Source organism: Cupriavidus numazuensis (assembly GCF_905397435.1).
GTDB classification, from domain to species: Bacteria; Pseudomonadota; Gammaproteobacteria; order Burkholderiales; family Burkholderiaceae; genus Cupriavidus; species Cupriavidus numazuensis.
In genome coordinates, this window is record NZ_CAJPVI010000024.1 from 1 (window position 1) to 15,338 (window position 15,338).

Below are 15,338 nucleotides of genomic sequence, written 5' to 3' on the forward strand. Positions count from 1 at the left end.
CACGTTGCCACGCTGGCGAGGCAAGCAGTGTTCAATCTGTCGATATTGGGCTTCGGTGATTTCCATCACCGAAGCATACAACTAAATCAAATTAGTGTGAACAGGCCCTAGCGTGATCTCGCCGGGCGCGCCATGGCCCAGGATCTGGATGGAGTCGACACGACCAAGCCGTTCCAGCGCCGCCTGCACGGCGGCAACGCCATCCTGGCCCGCGCCGACCACCACGACTTCGGTCCCCGGCGACGCGCTCTGTGCGAGCTGGTCGGCACCATTGATGCGGGCATCGATGACCAGCAACTGCTTGCCCGCCACGTGTGCATCCGGGGCAGGGGCGTGGGCCGGCGCCGCAGCGCCGTCGGGCTGGGGCTGCGCCTGCTGCTGGTGCTCCACGGCGGCGCCCGCCGCGGCGTCGTAGAGCACGCGCTGTTCGAGTGCCAGCGTCTGGCTGGTTGGCAGGAACCTTGAAATGGCATCGGACATCGCTGGCTCCGCCCTGTCGTGTTCGCGTTAGGTCATGGGCCGCGCCCTTCCCGCGCCTGGACGAGCGGGCCCTGCCCCGCGCTGGTTCGCATGCCGGCGGCCACAGTATGGAGGGGTCGCCGGCAGGCCACTGCCAGCCTCAGTACGGTGCGTTCACCACAATGTACTGCGACCCTTGCGGCTGGTACCACGTGGTGCCGCACTGCTGGTACACCATCCCGCCATAGTTGACCGGCACGCAGCCAGCCGGCACCGTGCGGACCATGGAACCGATCACCGCCGACGTCACCGCCACCGTGGCAGTGACCGCGGCAGCGGTCGCCACCGGGTGGTAGTCGTTGTCCCAGCCGCAGCAGCCGCCGTGGTTGTCGACGTTCACGTTCACATTGCGGTTGGAATTGACGTTGACGTTCCGGTTCGAATTGACGTTGTTGACATTGTTGACGCTGGTGCTGCGCACATTGTTGGCGCGCGCGTCGGTGCGTTGGTTATTGACCTGCCGGGCTCCGCCGCCACCGCCACCGCCGCCGGCCATGGCGCCACCGCCACCACCACCGCCGCGCGCGCCGGCCGCATGCCCACCGCCACCACCACCGCCGCCACCGACGCGTGCCTGCGCCGTGGGCGCCAATCCGGAGGCCGCCAGGGCGAGCGCGGCCATGCACACCGTGAACAGCTTGCGATCTGCGTATTTCATGGTGGGCTCCTTAGCGCGACTTCATGGGAACGAACTCGGCCGACTTGGCGCCGGCTGGCGGCTTGAATGCGAAGGTCGTATTGCCGAACTTCGGATTCAGGTTCCACTTGTAGTAGGTGATCGACTGCGGACGTGCCTCGTCGGCACGGCTCGTGACGACCAGCTTGCGCGGCAGCGGACGGTCGCCGGCCGAGATCCAGATCTGCCAGTCGAACTGTCCTTGGCGGAACGCGTAGTGGTCGCACAGCTCGCCCACGATGATGTCCTGCCCGGCGTTCATGGCCGACTGGATGTTGTCGACGGGCGCCGCCGGCGTACCCCAGAGGAACAGGTCGGCTGACGGCACTTCAATGCCGAAGCGCTCCCGCAGCCGCTCGGTCAGGGCGCCCAGGTTGTCGTTGAATGGGGCCTGCGAGTAGTACTTCTGCTCGGGCTGATAGAGCGTGACGGTCTTGCCGTCGTAGATCAGGTCGCGCTGCGAGCGCGCGCTGCGCATCTGCGCGCGCAGCTTGTTGGGGCGCACGATGTCAAGGTCCGCCGTCGCCGTGTGCTGGAGCTTCTGGCCATCCTGCAGGACGCGCTCGCCGGTCAGGTTGATGGTGACCTCGAACTGCTTGAGGGTCTGCAGGTACGCGCCCATGTCCTGTAGCGCCTTGATGGCTGCAGGGTCAACCGCTTTGGCGTCCGCTTGCGCCGTGCTCGCCGGCGGCAGCGCGCTGGCGGGGGTGGACGTCGCGCCTGGCTGACTCGCCGGGGGACTCGACGGCGTCAGAGGCGTACCGCTGCAAGCCGTCAACGCGACGGCGAGCAGGCTCAGAACCAGTTTGCGTGCCATGGTGAACTCCGTCAGAGAGTACTGCCGTTGGTAGCCACGTTCAGGGCTATCGCGTCACCGTTGCATACACCACGCGCGATCGCGATGGCTTGGGCGCAAAAAGTGGAGAACTGGCGACAGACCCGCAGCCTATCCTGCCGCAATGCCTGCGCGCTGGGTATCTCGAAAAGAAAATTTCAACATGACCGTCGCGGATATTTACTACGCCTCTGTACCATCGCTCGCCGCCGCGTGTTTGCCAGTGGTGTTGGCATTCTTCGTGCGTACGCGGCCGCGTCGACCGGATCGACGTGCTACGCGGCCATCGTTGCCGCCTGGATCCTTTGCGGGCAGCCGTTGGTGGTCAGCGCATATTCTGTATGCGGCGACCAGGAGGTCGCGATTCCACCGCATCTGCGCCACCGCATCCAGCAGATACTGGAGAACGCGGCACGCGAGTTCAGTGTCGCCACCTTCGGCGCGGATCGTACGGATTCGTTGTATCTGCTCGCGTACGCGACGCCGGGAAGCGTCGATCGTGCCCTGGGGATCGCTCAAGCCAGAGGGTGCGGACCGGCTTGATCGCAAAGTAACCTTTGACATGGTGCACTCCGGACATTCAGGGCATCAAGGCAACGGCCACAAGAGCCAAACTAAAGAAACCCGCAGGAAAAGGTATCGCTTCGGGCATTTCATTCACGGGCAAAAACTGGCGCCCCACAACGAAAAATTTAGATAAGCGGGATTTTCCTGTCAATGTCCGAACCGTTCGGGACGCAACGGCTCGCCAGCGCCTTACGCGGCGCCAATGAACCATTGCTGGAACATTTCCTTTGCGGGGCCCAGATAGAGACGGATGTCTTCCTGTGCGCCGTTGGCGTACCAGTGGCAATAGCAGCCATGGAACAGCGCCAGCACCACACGGCCCATATCGGGCGACAGCGGGCGGTTCGGCGTACCGAGCGCCTCCACCATCACACGCACGTGCCCGGCCCAGCTTTCGCGGATATGCTCGCGCACGGTCTGCGGGGCGTTGCCCGAGAACAGTAGCGCCAGCACGATGCCCTTGGTTTCCGGGTTGCGCATGAAATAGTCAGCCACACGCTCGAACAGCTTGTCCACCCGCTGTGACACGGGGAGATCCTGCAGCTCGCCGAGCCCGAGCGAAACCTCGATTTCCTGGAACAGGCTGATGGCGGCCTCGGCCAGCAGGATCTCCTTGCTGCCGAAATGCCAGAGCAGGCTGCTCTTGGCAACGCCAGCATGCGCGGAGATCTGATCCAGCGTCACCTCGCCGTATCCGTGTTCCGCGATCAGGGTTTTGGTCAGGTCGATGACCCGCTGGCGGGTTTCCAGCCCGCGGCGGTATTTCGTCGCCGCGCCGGGGCGTGCGGGGGGCGCTTCAGTGCGCGCTTCCGTGACGGCGTCGAGAGCGAGATCGGGGCCGGCGGCACCCTCTTGTGCGGAGTTCATGGCTGCTTGTTGCGCACCGATGCGCGCACTGCGTGGGATTTGTGGACAAGGCGCCTTTCCGCTTCTTGGGATTTGCCCTAGGGCCGGCGCACTCTGCTTGACAGCCTACCATCTATTTACCAAACTCTAAATTGTACTGACCGTTCAGGATAATTTTAGGGTTACTATGGTGGCGAATACAGCACAGGACGAGGTTTTGCAGGCGTTGCTCGCGAAGCAACGAGCAGGGTTCATGGCATCGCCGTTCCCGTCGCTCGGCGAACGGCGGGCCACGTTGCGGCGCTTGCGCGGCGCCATCCGGGGCCACGCACACCGGCTCGCCGCGGCGGCCCAGCGCGACTTCAGCGCGCGCGCCGAGGCCGAGACCCTGATGGTCGATGTCCTGCCGTCCGTGATGCACATCAACCACCTGCTGGGCGGGCTGCGCCGCTGGATGAAGCCGTCGCGCCGGCACACCGAACTGCTGTTTTTCGGCAACAGCGCGCGGGTCATGTACCAGCCCAAGGGCGTGGTCGGCATCGTCGTGCCGTGGAACTTCCCGGTCTACCTGGCGCTCGGCCCGGTAGCGACAGCATTGGCCGCTGGCAACCGCTGCATGGTGAAGACCTCGGAGTACGCGCCGCACACGTCGGCAGCGCTGCGCGCCCTGCTGCGCGATGTGTTCGACGAAGACATGGTCGCCATCGTCGAAGGCGATGCCGATGTCGCGCGCGCATTCACGAGCCTGCCGTTCGACCACATCGTCTTTACGGGCTCCCCGGAAATCGGCCGCCATGTCATGCGGGCCGCCGCGGCCAACCTCACGCCGGTGACGCTGGAACTGGGCGGCAAGTCGCCGGCCATCGTTTCGCGCAGCGCGAACCTGCGGACCGCGGCAACGCGTATCGCCCATGGCAAGACCGTGAACGGCGGCCAGATCTGCGTCGCGCCCGACTATGCGCTGGTGCCGGAAGAAGATGCCGAGCCCTTCGCGCAAGCGGTACTGGATGCCGCCAGCCAGATGCACCCGCAAGGCAGCGACGACTACACCGCTGTCATCCATGACGGCGCACTGGGCCGGCAACAGGCATTGCTCGACGATGCGCGGGCGCTCGGCGCACGCGTGATGTCGGCGGCCATGCCGTCGGGCGGACGGCGCCTGCCGCTGCACGTGGTGCTCGGCGTCACGCCGCAGATGCGCCTGGCGCAAGAGGAAATCTTCGGACCCATCCTGCCGGTCTTCACCTATGGCAGCTTCGACGAAGCCATTGCGCACGTGCAGCGCGGCACCCGTCCGCTGGCGCTCTACTACTTCGGCCATGACAAGGCCGAAACCGGCCCGCTGCTCGAACGCACGCACGCCGGCGGCGTCACGCTGAACGACTGGGGCTGGCACGTGGTGAACCACGACCTGCCCTTCGGCGGCAGCGGCACGTCCGGCATGGGCAACTACCACGGCGCCGAGGGCTTCCGCGAGCTATCGCACGCCAAGTCCGTATTCGCCGAGCGCCGCTGGTTCCCGATCGAGCTGTTCCACCCGCCCTACGGCTCGTGGGTGCAGCGCCTGGCCATGCGCCTGTTCCTGGGCGCGCCAGCGCAAGGCGAATCGCAGCACGGCACGCCGGCCGGCACACAACCGGCGCACCGCAGCCCCGACTGACACAACCCCTTCTTTTTCTGATTGCAATGGAATTCGACTACGTGATCGTAGGCGCCGGATCGGCCGGCTGCGTGCTCGCGAACCGGCTCAGCGCCGATCCCGCCGTGCGTGTGTGCCTGATCGAAGCTGGCCCCACGGACCGCTCCCCGCTGATCCACACGCCCGCCGGCATCATTGGCATCCTGCCCACGCGCCATGTGAACTGGGCCTTCAAGACGGTGCCGCAACCGGGCCTGGGTGGCCGCCTTGGTTACCAGCCGCGCGGCAAGACGCGGGCGGCAGCAGCGCCATTAACGCGATGATCTATATCCGCGGCCACCGCACGGACTATGACGACTGGGCGAGCCTCGGCAACGAAGGCTGGTCCTACGACGAAGTCCTGCCGTGGTTCCGCCGCTCGGAAGACCACTTCGGCGGCGCGAGCGATTACCACGGCGCCGGCGGCGAACTGACCGTCAGCGCACTCAATGCGCACCCGGCGACCCACGCGTTCATCGAAGCCGGCCGCGCGGCCGGCCACGCGGTCAACGATGACTTCAACGGTGCGGACCAGGAAGGCGTGGGCCACTACCACGTGACCATCCGCAACGGCCGCCGCTGCAGCGCGTCCGTGGCGTTCCTCCATCCGCTGCGCGGCAAGCGCACGAACCTGACCGTGCTGACCGGCGTGCACGCGACCGGCCTGATCCTGCAGGGCAAGACCGCGCAAGGCGTGAAGGTGAAGATGAACGGACGCGAGGTCGATATCCTTGCGCGCCGCGAGACCATCGTGTCGGCAGGCGCCTTCGGCACGCCCCAGTTGCTGCTGCTCTCGGGCATCGGCGACGGATCGGCACTGCGCCCGCACGGTATTGCCGTACGGCATGAACTGCCGGGCGTCGGCCAGGGCCTGGTCGATCATCCCGACTACATCCTGCCGTACAAGACCCATGACACGTCGCTGATGGGCGTGTCGCTGCGCGGCGCTGCGACCATGACGAAGGCCTTCTTCGAATATCGCAGCAAGCAGACCGGCGTGCTCGCCAGCAATTTCGGCGAGGCCGGCGCCTTCCTGCGCACCGACGCTGCGCTGGCCCGGCCCGACGTGCAGATCCACTGGGTCACCGGCATCGTCGACGACCACAACCGCAAGCAGCACCTCGGCCACGGCATGAGCTGCCACGTGTGCGTGCTGCGTCCGAAGAGCCGCGGCTCCGTCGGGCTGACCTCCGCCGATCCGCTGGCACCGCCGCGCATCGACCCGAACTTCTTCGGCGACGATGACGACGTCGCCACGCTGCTGAAGGGCTACAAGCTCACGCGCGAAATCATGGAGACAGGACCGATGGCCCGCTACGCGCCACGCGAGATGTACGCCAAGCGCACCTTCAGCGACGACGAGCTGATCGGCGTGCTGCGCCGCCGGACCGACAGCATCTATCACCCGGTCAGCACCTGCCGCATGGGCATCGACGACATGGCGGTGGTCGACCACCGCCTGCGCGTGCGCGGCATGGAACGGCTGCGCGTGGTCGATGCCTCGATCATGCCGACGCTGGTCGGCGGCAACACCAATGCACCGTCGATCATGATCGGCGAGAAAGGCGCGGACATGATCGCGCAGGACTGGCGCTGAGACATGCAGGCCACAACCCACTACCTACCCAGAAGAACCGGAGACCTCATGCTTCGCAAGTCTGCCGCGCTCGGCGCGGCCCTTTTTGTGATGTCGGTGATGTCGGCGATTCCCGCCTTCACGCTGTCCGCCACCAACGCCTTTGCCGCCGAACCGTCACAGCCCGGCGATGCCACCGCCGCCACGCGCCAGGCCAACGCCGATGTGCTCGGCCGCCTGCCGTTCGCGAACCGCCAGGACTTTGAAGACGCCCGGCGCGGCTTCATCGGCACCATCGACAGCGGCGAAATCCGCGACGCCAGCGGCCGCGTGATCTGGAACCTCGATGCGTACGCGTTCCTGAAGGATGACGCCGCCCCGGCCTCGGTCAACCCGAGCCTGTGGCGCCAGGCGCAGCTGAACCTGAACCACGGCCTGTTCCAGGTCACCGACCACATCTACCAGGTGCGCGGCTTCGACCTGTCGAACATGACGATCGTCGAAGGCAACACCGGCGTCATCCTCATCGACCCGCTGCTGACCGCCGAGACCGCGCGCGCCGCGCTCGACCTGTACTACAAGCATCGCCCGAAGAAGCCCGTCGTCGCGGTGATCTACACCCACAGCCACGTCGACCACTTCGGCGGCGTGAAAGGCGTGATCAGCGAAGACGACGTCAAGGCCGGCCGCGTGAAGATCCTGGCGCCGGAAGGCTTCATGGAAGAAGCCGTCAGCGAAAACATCTACGCCGGCAACGCCATGAGCCGCCGCGCGCAGTACATGTACGGCCCGCTGCTGCCGAAGGGCGTGCGCGGGCAGGTCGATGCTGGCCTGGGCAAGACCGTGTCCCTCGGTACCGTCACGCTGATCCCGCCCACTGACCTCATCCAGAAGTCCGGCGAGACCCGCACCATCGACGGCGTGCAGATGGAGTTCCAGATGGCGCCGGGCAGCGAAGCTCCGTCCGAAATGCTGCTGTACTTCCCGCAATGGAAGGCGCTGTGCGCGGCCGAAGACGCGACGCACAACCTGCACAATCTCTACACCATCCGCGGCGCGCAGGTGCGCGACGCCAACCAGTGGTGGCGCGCGCTCGACGAGACCGCCGACCGCTTCGGCAACCGCACCGAAGTCATCTTCGCCCAGCACCACTGGCCGAAGTGGGGCCAGAGGGAAATTACCGCCTTCCTGGCGAAGCAGCGCGATGGCTACAAGTACATCCACGACCAGTCGCTGCGTCTGGCCAACCAGGGCTACACCATGACCGAGATCGCCGAGATGGTGAAGCTGCCGCCATCGCTGGCCAGCCAGTGGGACCTGCGCGATTACTACGGCACCGTCAATCACAATGCCAAGGCCATCTACCAGCGCTATCTGGGCTGGTACAGCGGCAATCCGGCGGACCTGCACCCGCTGCCACCCGAACAGTCCGCGCAGCGTTATGTGCAGTTCATGGGCGGCGCCGACAAGGTGCTGGAGCAGGCGCGCAAGTCCTACGCGCAGGGCGATTACCGCTGGGTGGCCGAGGTGGTCAAGCATGTGGTGTTTGCCGATCCGTCGAACCAGGCCGCGCGCCGGCTTGAAGCGGATGCGCTGGAACAGATGGGCTACCAGGCCGAGTCCGCCGCATGGCGCAGCGCCTACCTGATGGGCGCGTACGAACTGCGCAACGGCGTGCCGCAGACGGCGTCCACCCAGACCGCCAGCCCGGACATGGTGCGCGCGATGTCGGACACCATGTTCCTGGACTTCCTCGCCGTCCGCGTGAACAGCGACCGCGCCGCCGGCAAGCAGGTGAAGATCAACTGGATCCAGCCCGACACCGGCAAGCGCTATGCGCTGTCCGTCGACAACTCCGTGTTCATGTACCGCGCCGAGCGCCAGCACCCGGACGCGCAGGTCACGCTGACCGCGCCGCGCGCCGTGCTGATCGGCACGCTGCTGGGCCAGACCACGCTGCAGGCCGCGGTCGGCGCCGGACAGGCCAAGGTCGATGGCGACGCGGCTGCGCTGCAGACGCTGTTCGGCATGCTCGACAAGTTCGACCCGAAGTTCGAAATCGTGGCGCCCTGAGTGACCGCATCGGCTGCCGCGCAAGGCGCGGCAGCTCTCGTTTCAACCCTTTTCCCATGAGCACCATGACCACGAAATCCTGGCTCGCCAGCTATGGCGACATCCCTGCAACGATCGACGCAGATGCCATTCCGTCGCTGACCGCAATGTTCGAAAGCGCGCTGCGTGAGCATGCCAGCCTGCCGGCGTTCACCTGCCTCGACCAGACCGTCACCTACGCGCAAGTCGATAAACAATCGCGCGCGTTTGCCGCGTATCTGCAATCCGCGCTCGGCGTGCGCAAGGGCGACCGCATCGGCGTGATGGCACCCAATCTCATCGCCTTCCCGATCGCGCTGATCGCGATTGCCCGGATCGGTGCGGTGCAGGTCAATATCAATCCGATGTACACCGCGCGCGAACTCGAGCACCAGCTCAATGACGCCGGCGTGGAAACACTGCTCGTCTACAGCGGCGTCTCCGCTACGGTCGCCGAGGTGATGCCGCGCACGCCGCTCAAGACGGTCATCACGACCGGCCTTGGCGATGGTACCGGCGCCGAACTGCCGTCGCCGCCCACTGATCCGAGGCTGACGCAGGCAATCACCTTCGACGCCGCCATCGAACACGGGCGCAATCTACCGCTGCTGCCGGTCGAGGTGCACGGCGACGACCTGATCTTCCTGCAATACACGGGCGGCACGACCGGTGTTTCCAAGGGCGCCGCGTTGTCGCATCGCAATCTCGTGGCGAACGTCACGCAGTTCAAGGCAGTCATCGCGGACAACCTGGACGTGGGCAAGGAGGTCGTGGTCACGGCGATTCCGCTGTATCACATCTTCGCGCTGATGGTGAACTTCATCAGCTTCTTCTCGGTGGGCGCACGCAACTGGCTGGTGCCGAATCCGCGCAATATGGATACGTTCATCGACGTGCTCAAGGCTTCGCGCTGCACGGTGTTCACCGGCGTCAACACGCTCTACGCCGGCCTCGTTGCCCATCCGCGCATTGCCGAGGTCGATTTCTCCACGCTGCGCCTGGCAGCGGGCGGCGGCGCCGCCATCGTGCCGGCGACGTCGGAGAAATGGAAGGCGCTGACCGGCGTGTTTATCCGCGAGGGCTATGGCCTGTCCGAGACCAGCCCCATCGTCAGCTTCAACCCGCCAAGCGCCGACCGCTTCAATGGCACGACCGGCCTGCCGCTGCCGTCCACCGATGTCAAGCTGATCGACAGCGATGGCCGCGAGGTGGCGCTGGGCCACGCAGGCGAAGTCTGCGTGAAGGGTCCGCAGGTCATGCGCGGCTACTGGCAGAAGCCCGAAGCCAACGCCGACGCGTTCACCGCCGACGGGTACTTCCGCACTGGCGATATCGGTGAGCTGACCGAAGGCGGCTACCTGAAGATCGTTGACCGCAAGAAGGACATGGTCATCGTCTCCGGCTTCAACGTTTATCCGAACGAGATCGAGGCGGTGGTCAGCGAGCACCCTGGCGTGGTCGAGTGCGCGTGCGTCGGCGTCAGCGACAACCGATCGGGCGAGGCGCTGATGGTCTATGTGGTGAAGGATGGGAGCGCTGCGCTCGACGAAGCCGCATTGATCGCGCATTGCCGCGCGCAGCTCACGGCGTACAAGGTGCCGAAGTCGATCGTGTTCGTCGACGCGCTGCCGAAGTCCACCGTGGGCAAGATCTTGCGGCGGGAACTCCGGCAGGCCCAGCAATGAAACTGATCTTCAGTTGAAAGCAAGCGTCAGCCCCGCCGCGCCGCTTCAATCTTCGCGATGTCGATCTTCTTCATCGTCATCATCGCGTCAAAGGCGCGCTTGGCTGCCGCGCGGTCCGGATCGGTGTACGCGGCTGTCAGCGCGCGCGGCGTGATCTGCCACGACAAACCCCAGCGGTCCTTGCACCAGCCACATTCGCTTTCCTGGCCGCCATTGCCGACAATCGCGTCCCACAAGCGATCGGTTTCCGCCTGGTCGTCGGTCGCGACCCGGAACGAGAAGGACTCGTTGTGTTTGAAGTGCGGCCCGCCATTAAGGCCGAGGCAGGGAATGCCCATGACGGTGAACTCCACTGTCAGGACATCGCCCTCCTTGCCGTCGGGATAGTCGCCCGGTGCGCGGTGGACTGCGCCGACCGAGCTGTCCGGAAATGTTGCAGCGTAAAAGTTGGCAGCGTCGAGCGCGCCGCCGTCGTACCAGAGGCAGATCGTGTTCTTGCTAATCATCCTGGTGTCTCCTGAAGGGTCGAACAGGGGTTGAACACCGGCAACGGTCATCCGCAGGACGATGGCGACAATCCATACTCGCTGGTTCCCGCCGGGGTGCTATCGACGCCGTTACCGGATGCCTAATGTCTCACGTTTGGCCACGGATATCGCGGCGCAACTTTCGTTCCAGCCTGCCACGCCGTGACATACGACACTTGCCCCCATGCGGCGTGTAAGAACCACTGCGTCGATTGAAGAATCGTAGACCTTGTTCGGTAATCAGCCTTGTGCCGGTGGCGTCGGACCATGGTCGGCCGCGCCCGCCAGGTACATCGCCGCGAAGTCCGCAAATACCCGGCACGCCGGGTTGCGGTTCGCATCGCGCCACACCAGGTGCAGTTCCGCCCGCACATCGTCGCGCCAGATCGGCCGCAGCGCCACGCCCGGGAAATGCAGATGCCGCGCCGATGCCGGCACCAGCGCCAGCCCCAATCCAGCCCGCACCAGCGCGAGCACGCTGTGCGTCTGGCTCATCTGCTGCACCACACGCGGCGGACGGCCGGCGCCGGCGAGCACCGAACCGATCAGGTCATGGAAATACTTGCCTTCGGTGGCGGAGTACTGGATGAACGTCTGGGCCGCCAGATCTTCGGCAGCGATGCGCTCCCGCGCCGCCAGCGCATGTGTCGCATGCATGGCAAGCAGCAGCGGCTCGCTGACCGCCGGCCGCCATTGCAATTCGGGATCCAGATCCGGCAGCGGCCGCAGGAAGCCCAGGTCGATAGTGCCCGCTTGCAAGGCCTCGATCTGCGCGACGGTCACCATCTCATGCAGGGTCACCTCGATTTCCGGCAGCGCCTGCATGGCCCGTGCGATCAGGTTCGGCACCAGCTCGTAGCCGGCCACGGCGGTAAAGCCGACGCGCACCTTGCCGCTGACGCCCTTGTCGATCCGCCGCGCCACATCCACCGCGTGGCCGGCCAGGGCCAGCAGGCGCCGCGCGTCGTCGAGCAAGGCGGTGCCCGCCGCGGTCAGGCGCACGACGCGGCTGTTGCGGTCGAACAGCCGCACGCCGAGCGATTCCTCCAGCATGCGGATCTGCCGGCTCAGCGGCGATTGCGTCATGAAAAGCCGGGCGGCGGCACGGCCGAAGTGCAGCTCCTCCCCCACGGCGATAAAGCAGCGCAACTGGTTCAGGTCCGGGATCATTGCATCATGCCAATAGTTGGATTGATCGATGCAAACTATAGCTTAGACATGCATGGATGGCGTTTCTATACTCGGCCCATCGACAACCGCTCCCGAGACACCAGCCAGTGAAACCCGCCATTCTGCTCACCCAGCCCGTAGTGCCCAGTCTCGAAGCCGGCCTCCAGGCTGCCTACGAGATCCACCGCCTGTACGGCAACGCATCACCCGACGCGCTGCTCGACGAAATCGGGCCGCGCATCGAAGGCGTCGTCACGGGCGGCTCGCTCGGCCTGAAGGAATCCGTGATGCGGCGGTTGCCTGCGCTCAAGATCGTCGCGGTATCGGGCGTCGGCACCGATGCGGTCGACCTGCCCTACGCACGCGAGCGCGGCATCCACGTCACCACCACGCCCGATGTGCTGACCGCCGATGTCGCCGACCAGGCCATCGGGTTGTTGATCGCGGTGTACCGCCGGCTGACCGAAGCGGAGCGCTACGTTCGTGCCGGGCAGTGGGGCAAGGCATCGCTGCCGCTCGCGCGGCGTTTCAGCGGCAAGCGCATAGGCATCGTCGGCATGGGCCGCGTGGGCCGCGCCATTGCGGTACGCGCGGCGGCGTTTGGCTGCCCGGTGTCGTACACCGATTTGCGTGCGCTGCCCGACGTGCCCTACACCTTCCTGCCGGACATTGCCGCCCTTGCCTCCCATTGCGACGCGTTGGTACTGGCCGCATCCGCCGATGGCGCGAAGCCGGTGGTCGACGCTACGGTGCTCGATGCACTGGGCGCCGACGGCGTGCTGATCAACGTGGCGCGCGGCCGGCTCGTGGACGAACCCGAGCTGGTGCGCGCCCTGGAAACGGGCCGCATCGCAGGCGCCGGGCTCGATGTGTTCGCCGACGAGCCAGCCGTGCCGTCCGCCCTGCTCGGAATGGACAACGTGGTGATCCAGCCTCACCGCGCCAGCGCGACGTGGGAAACCCGCGATGCGATGGGCGAGATCGTGCTCGCCAACCTGCGGGCCTGCCTTGCCGGAGAGCGCCCGCCTACCACTGTGCTGGCGTAGCACGCCTCACCCCGTCATTGCTTCATCACTTCACTGCACAGGCGCCGGCAAAGAGCGCCCAGGCAAGATTCAGGAGACACCATGCAACATCGCGCATTTCCCATGATGGCGCTGCTGGCCGCAGCCGCACTCGTCACCATCGCGCAGCAACCGGCGCACGCTGGCGGCTACCCCGAGCGGCCGGTCACCATCGTCGTGCCCTTCCCGCCCGGCGGCGGCACCGACACTGGCGCGCGCCTGCTTGCGCAGCGCCTCACGGAAATGTGGGGCAAGGCTGTCGTCATCGAGAACAAGCCGGGCGCCGCCGGGCAGATCGGCAGCGACTATGTGGCGCGTGCAAAGCCGGACGGCTATACGCTGCTCATGGGCAACATCGGCACGCATTCGATCAACCCGTCGCTGTACAAGTCGCAGCCCTATGACGCGGTGAAAAGCTTCGCGCCGGTATCGCTGGTGGCCGAACTGCCCCAGATCATGGTGACCGCCCCCGGCAACCCGGCAGCCACCGTGCCGCAGGCCATCGCAGCAGGCAAGCGCGAGCCCGGCAAGGTTACGTACAGCAGTTCCGGCAGCGGCAGCTCGATGCATCTCGCCGGCGCCATGTTCGCGCGCCAGGCCGGCATCGACATGCTGCACGTGTCCTATAAGGGCGGCGGTCCGGCCGTGGCCGACGTGATGGCCGGGCACGTGAACTACACGTTTGCGACGCTGTACGAAACCATGGGGATGATCAAGGGCGGCAAGCTCAAGGCCGTGGCCGTGACCGGCGACAAGCGCGCTGCGGCAATGCCCAACGTGCCGACCGTGGCCGAAACCGGCCTGACGGGCTATGAAGCGGTCTCGTGGATCGGCCTGCTGGCGCCGGCGGGGACGCCACCGGCGCTTGTCGGCAAGATCTCGCAGGACGTGCGCGCGGCGCTGGCCGATCCGAAGGTGAAGCAGATGTTGCTCGACCAAGGTGCCGTGCCGTCCGGCAGCACGTCGGAGGCGTTCGCCGCGTTGATCGCGCGGGATACGGCACGCTATGCGAAGCTGATTCGGGAACTGGGGATCAAGCTGGAGTGAAGGCCAGGTCAGGTCGAACCGCGTTCGACGATGCGGAATCCGACATCGACGACCGGTTCCGGAACCGACTCCCCGCGGCAGCGCTCCAGCAGCAGGCGCGCGGCCATCGCCCCGATGGCCGCGCCATCCACATGCACCGTCGTCAGCGACGGGTTCAGGTGCGCGGCAAAGTCGGCATCACCGAAGCCACAGATCGCCAGGTCATCGGGAATGCGTAGCCCGCGTGCGAGCGCCTCGACCATGACGCCCTGCGCAAGCTGGTCGGAGCTGCAATAGACAGCTTCGATCCGTGGATCTTTCTCGAGGAGGTCTGCCAGGGCCCGGCGCCCCAGCGCCAGGCTGCTCGGCGCCGGCACGACGACTGTCGGTACGTCGTGGCCGACCGTCGAGACGAAGCCCTCTCGACGCACTGAAGCGCGATGATCGTCGCCAGTTGCAATGCCCAGGCGGCGCCATCCCTTGCCCAGGAAATAACCCGCGATGGCGCTGCCCACCTTGAGGTGGGAAAAGCCGACCACCATGTCGACCGGCCGGTCGCTGAGATCCCACGTCTCCACGACCGGAATGCCGGCCCGCCGCAAGCGCTCCCGCGACACCTGCGAATGGACCAGGCCGGTGACGACGATGCCGTCCGGACGCCGGCTGATCATCGTGCCAAGCAAGGCGTCTTCGCGCGCGTGGTCGTAGCCGGTCTGCCCCAGGATCAACTGGTAGCCTGCCGCGTCAAGCGCGTCGGTCAGTGCCTTGACCGTCGGCAGAAACTGGGCCACCGCGATATTCGGGACGAGCGCCGCCACCATCAGGCTGCGCTTCGACTTGAGCCCGCCCGCGAGCAGGTTCGGGATATAGCCGGTCGTCTCGACCGCCTGCCGGACCCGCGCAATGGTCTTCTCCGACACCATGCCGGGATTGCTGAGCGCCCGCGAGGCGGTAATCAACGAGACGCCGGCCTCACGTGCCACATCATGCAGCGTCACGGATTTCGGCCCATTGGAATTCGACATGCAGGTCCTGAGTCAGGGTAAATCGCTACCGGCAGCTCGCCTGAAGGCGATTG

Annotated in this window: 13 protein-coding genes and 1 pseudogene; 7 read left to right on the forward strand and 7 right to left on the reverse strand. The window is 66.0% G+C overall.

Annotated elements, in window-relative coordinates; translation table 11 throughout:
- Positions 1–81 precede the first annotated feature (81 nt).
- The 3 genes from KHO41_RS19315 to KHO41_RS19325 all read right to left on the reverse strand — a co-directional run bounded on the left by KHO41_RS19315 (position 82) and on the right by KHO41_RS19325 (position 2,012).
- A complete protein-coding gene (locus tag KHO41_RS19315) occupies positions 82–480 on the reverse strand; it encodes a DUF4347 domain-containing protein (protein ID WP_211954898.1) in 399 nt (132 codons plus the stop codon).
- A 139-nt stretch (positions 481–619) separates the two neighbouring features.
- On the reverse strand, positions 620–1,177 hold the full coding sequence (locus KHO41_RS19320) for a hypothetical protein (RefSeq protein ID WP_211954899.1): 558 nt from the start codon (positions 1,175–1,177) through the stop codon (positions 620–622).
- Positions 1,178–1,187: 10 nt separating this feature from the next.
- Positions 1,188–2,012, reverse strand: a complete 825-nt coding sequence (locus KHO41_RS19325) for a DUF2092 domain-containing protein (protein ID WP_211954900.1) — start codon at positions 2,010–2,012, stop codon at positions 1,188–1,190.
- 60 nt (positions 2,013–2,072) lie between these two features.
- Here KHO41_RS19325 and KHO41_RS19330 point away from each other — a divergent pair, with 60 nt between their 5' ends.
- Positions 2,073–2,573, forward strand: coding sequence for a hypothetical protein (locus tag KHO41_RS19330; protein ID WP_211954901.1), 501 nt, complete (start codon positions 2,073–2,075; stop codon positions 2,571–2,573).
- Positions 2,574–2,786: 213 nt separating this feature from the next.
- On the opposite strand, the gene KHO41_RS19335 is transcribed toward KHO41_RS19330, so the two are convergent.
- Positions 2,787–3,464, reverse strand: coding sequence for a TetR/AcrR family transcriptional regulator (locus tag KHO41_RS19335; RefSeq protein ID WP_211954902.1), 678 nt, complete (start codon positions 3,462–3,464; stop codon positions 2,787–2,789).
- 166 nt (positions 3,465–3,630) lie between these two features.
- Between KHO41_RS19335 and KHO41_RS19340 the strand changes: the two genes are divergently transcribed.
- From KHO41_RS19340 to KHO41_RS19355, 4 genes and pseudogenes are all read left to right on the forward strand, one after another.
- Entirely contained in the window at positions 3,631–5,103 is a 1,473-nt protein-coding gene (locus KHO41_RS19340) for a coniferyl aldehyde dehydrogenase (RefSeq protein WP_211954903.1), read from the forward strand.
- A gap of 26 nt (positions 5,104–5,129) precedes the next feature.
- Positions 5,130–6,718 (forward strand): annotated as a pseudogene (locus KHO41_RS19345) (GMC family oxidoreductase).
- 48 nt (positions 6,719–6,766) lie between these two features.
- Entirely contained in the window at positions 6,767–8,770 is a 2,004-nt protein-coding gene (locus KHO41_RS19350) for an alkyl/aryl-sulfatase (protein ID WP_211954904.1), read from the forward strand.
- 65 nt (positions 8,771–8,835) lie between these two features.
- Entirely contained in the window at positions 8,836–10,473 is a 1,638-nt protein-coding gene (locus tag KHO41_RS19355; protein ID WP_211954905.1) for an AMP-binding protein, read from the forward strand.
- A 26-nt stretch (positions 10,474–10,499) separates the two neighbouring features.
- Here the strand turns inward: KHO41_RS19355 and KHO41_RS19360 are convergent, their stop codons facing one another.
- Positions 10,500–10,979, reverse strand: a complete 480-nt coding sequence (locus KHO41_RS19360) for a VOC family protein (RefSeq protein WP_211954906.1) — start codon at positions 10,977–10,979, stop codon at positions 10,500–10,502.
- Between the two features lie 261 nt (positions 10,980–11,240).
- A complete protein-coding gene (locus KHO41_RS19365) occupies positions 11,241–12,170 on the reverse strand; it encodes a LysR substrate-binding domain-containing protein (RefSeq protein WP_211954907.1) in 930 nt (309 codons plus the stop codon).
- Between the two features lie 56 nt (positions 12,171–12,226).
- On the opposite strand from KHO41_RS19365, the gene KHO41_RS19370 reads away from it, so the two are divergent.
- A complete protein-coding gene (locus KHO41_RS19370) occupies positions 12,227–13,216 on the forward strand; it encodes a 2-hydroxyacid dehydrogenase (RefSeq protein WP_376989965.1) in 990 nt (329 codons plus the stop codon).
- An 81-nt stretch (positions 13,217–13,297) separates the two neighbouring features.
- Positions 13,298–14,281 carry a Bug family tripartite tricarboxylate transporter substrate binding protein gene (locus tag KHO41_RS19375; RefSeq protein ID WP_211954909.1) on the forward strand — a complete coding sequence of 328 codons (984 nt, stop codon included), beginning with the start codon at positions 13,298–13,300 and terminating at the stop codon, positions 14,279–14,281.
- An 8-nt stretch (positions 14,282–14,289) separates the two neighbouring features.
- On the opposite strand, the gene KHO41_RS19380 is transcribed toward KHO41_RS19375, so the two are convergent.
- Positions 14,290–15,285 carry a LacI family DNA-binding transcriptional regulator gene (locus KHO41_RS19380; RefSeq protein WP_211954910.1) on the reverse strand — a complete coding sequence of 332 codons (996 nt, stop codon included), beginning with the start codon at positions 15,283–15,285 and terminating at the stop codon, positions 14,290–14,292.
- Positions 15,286–15,338 lie beyond the last annotated feature (53 nt).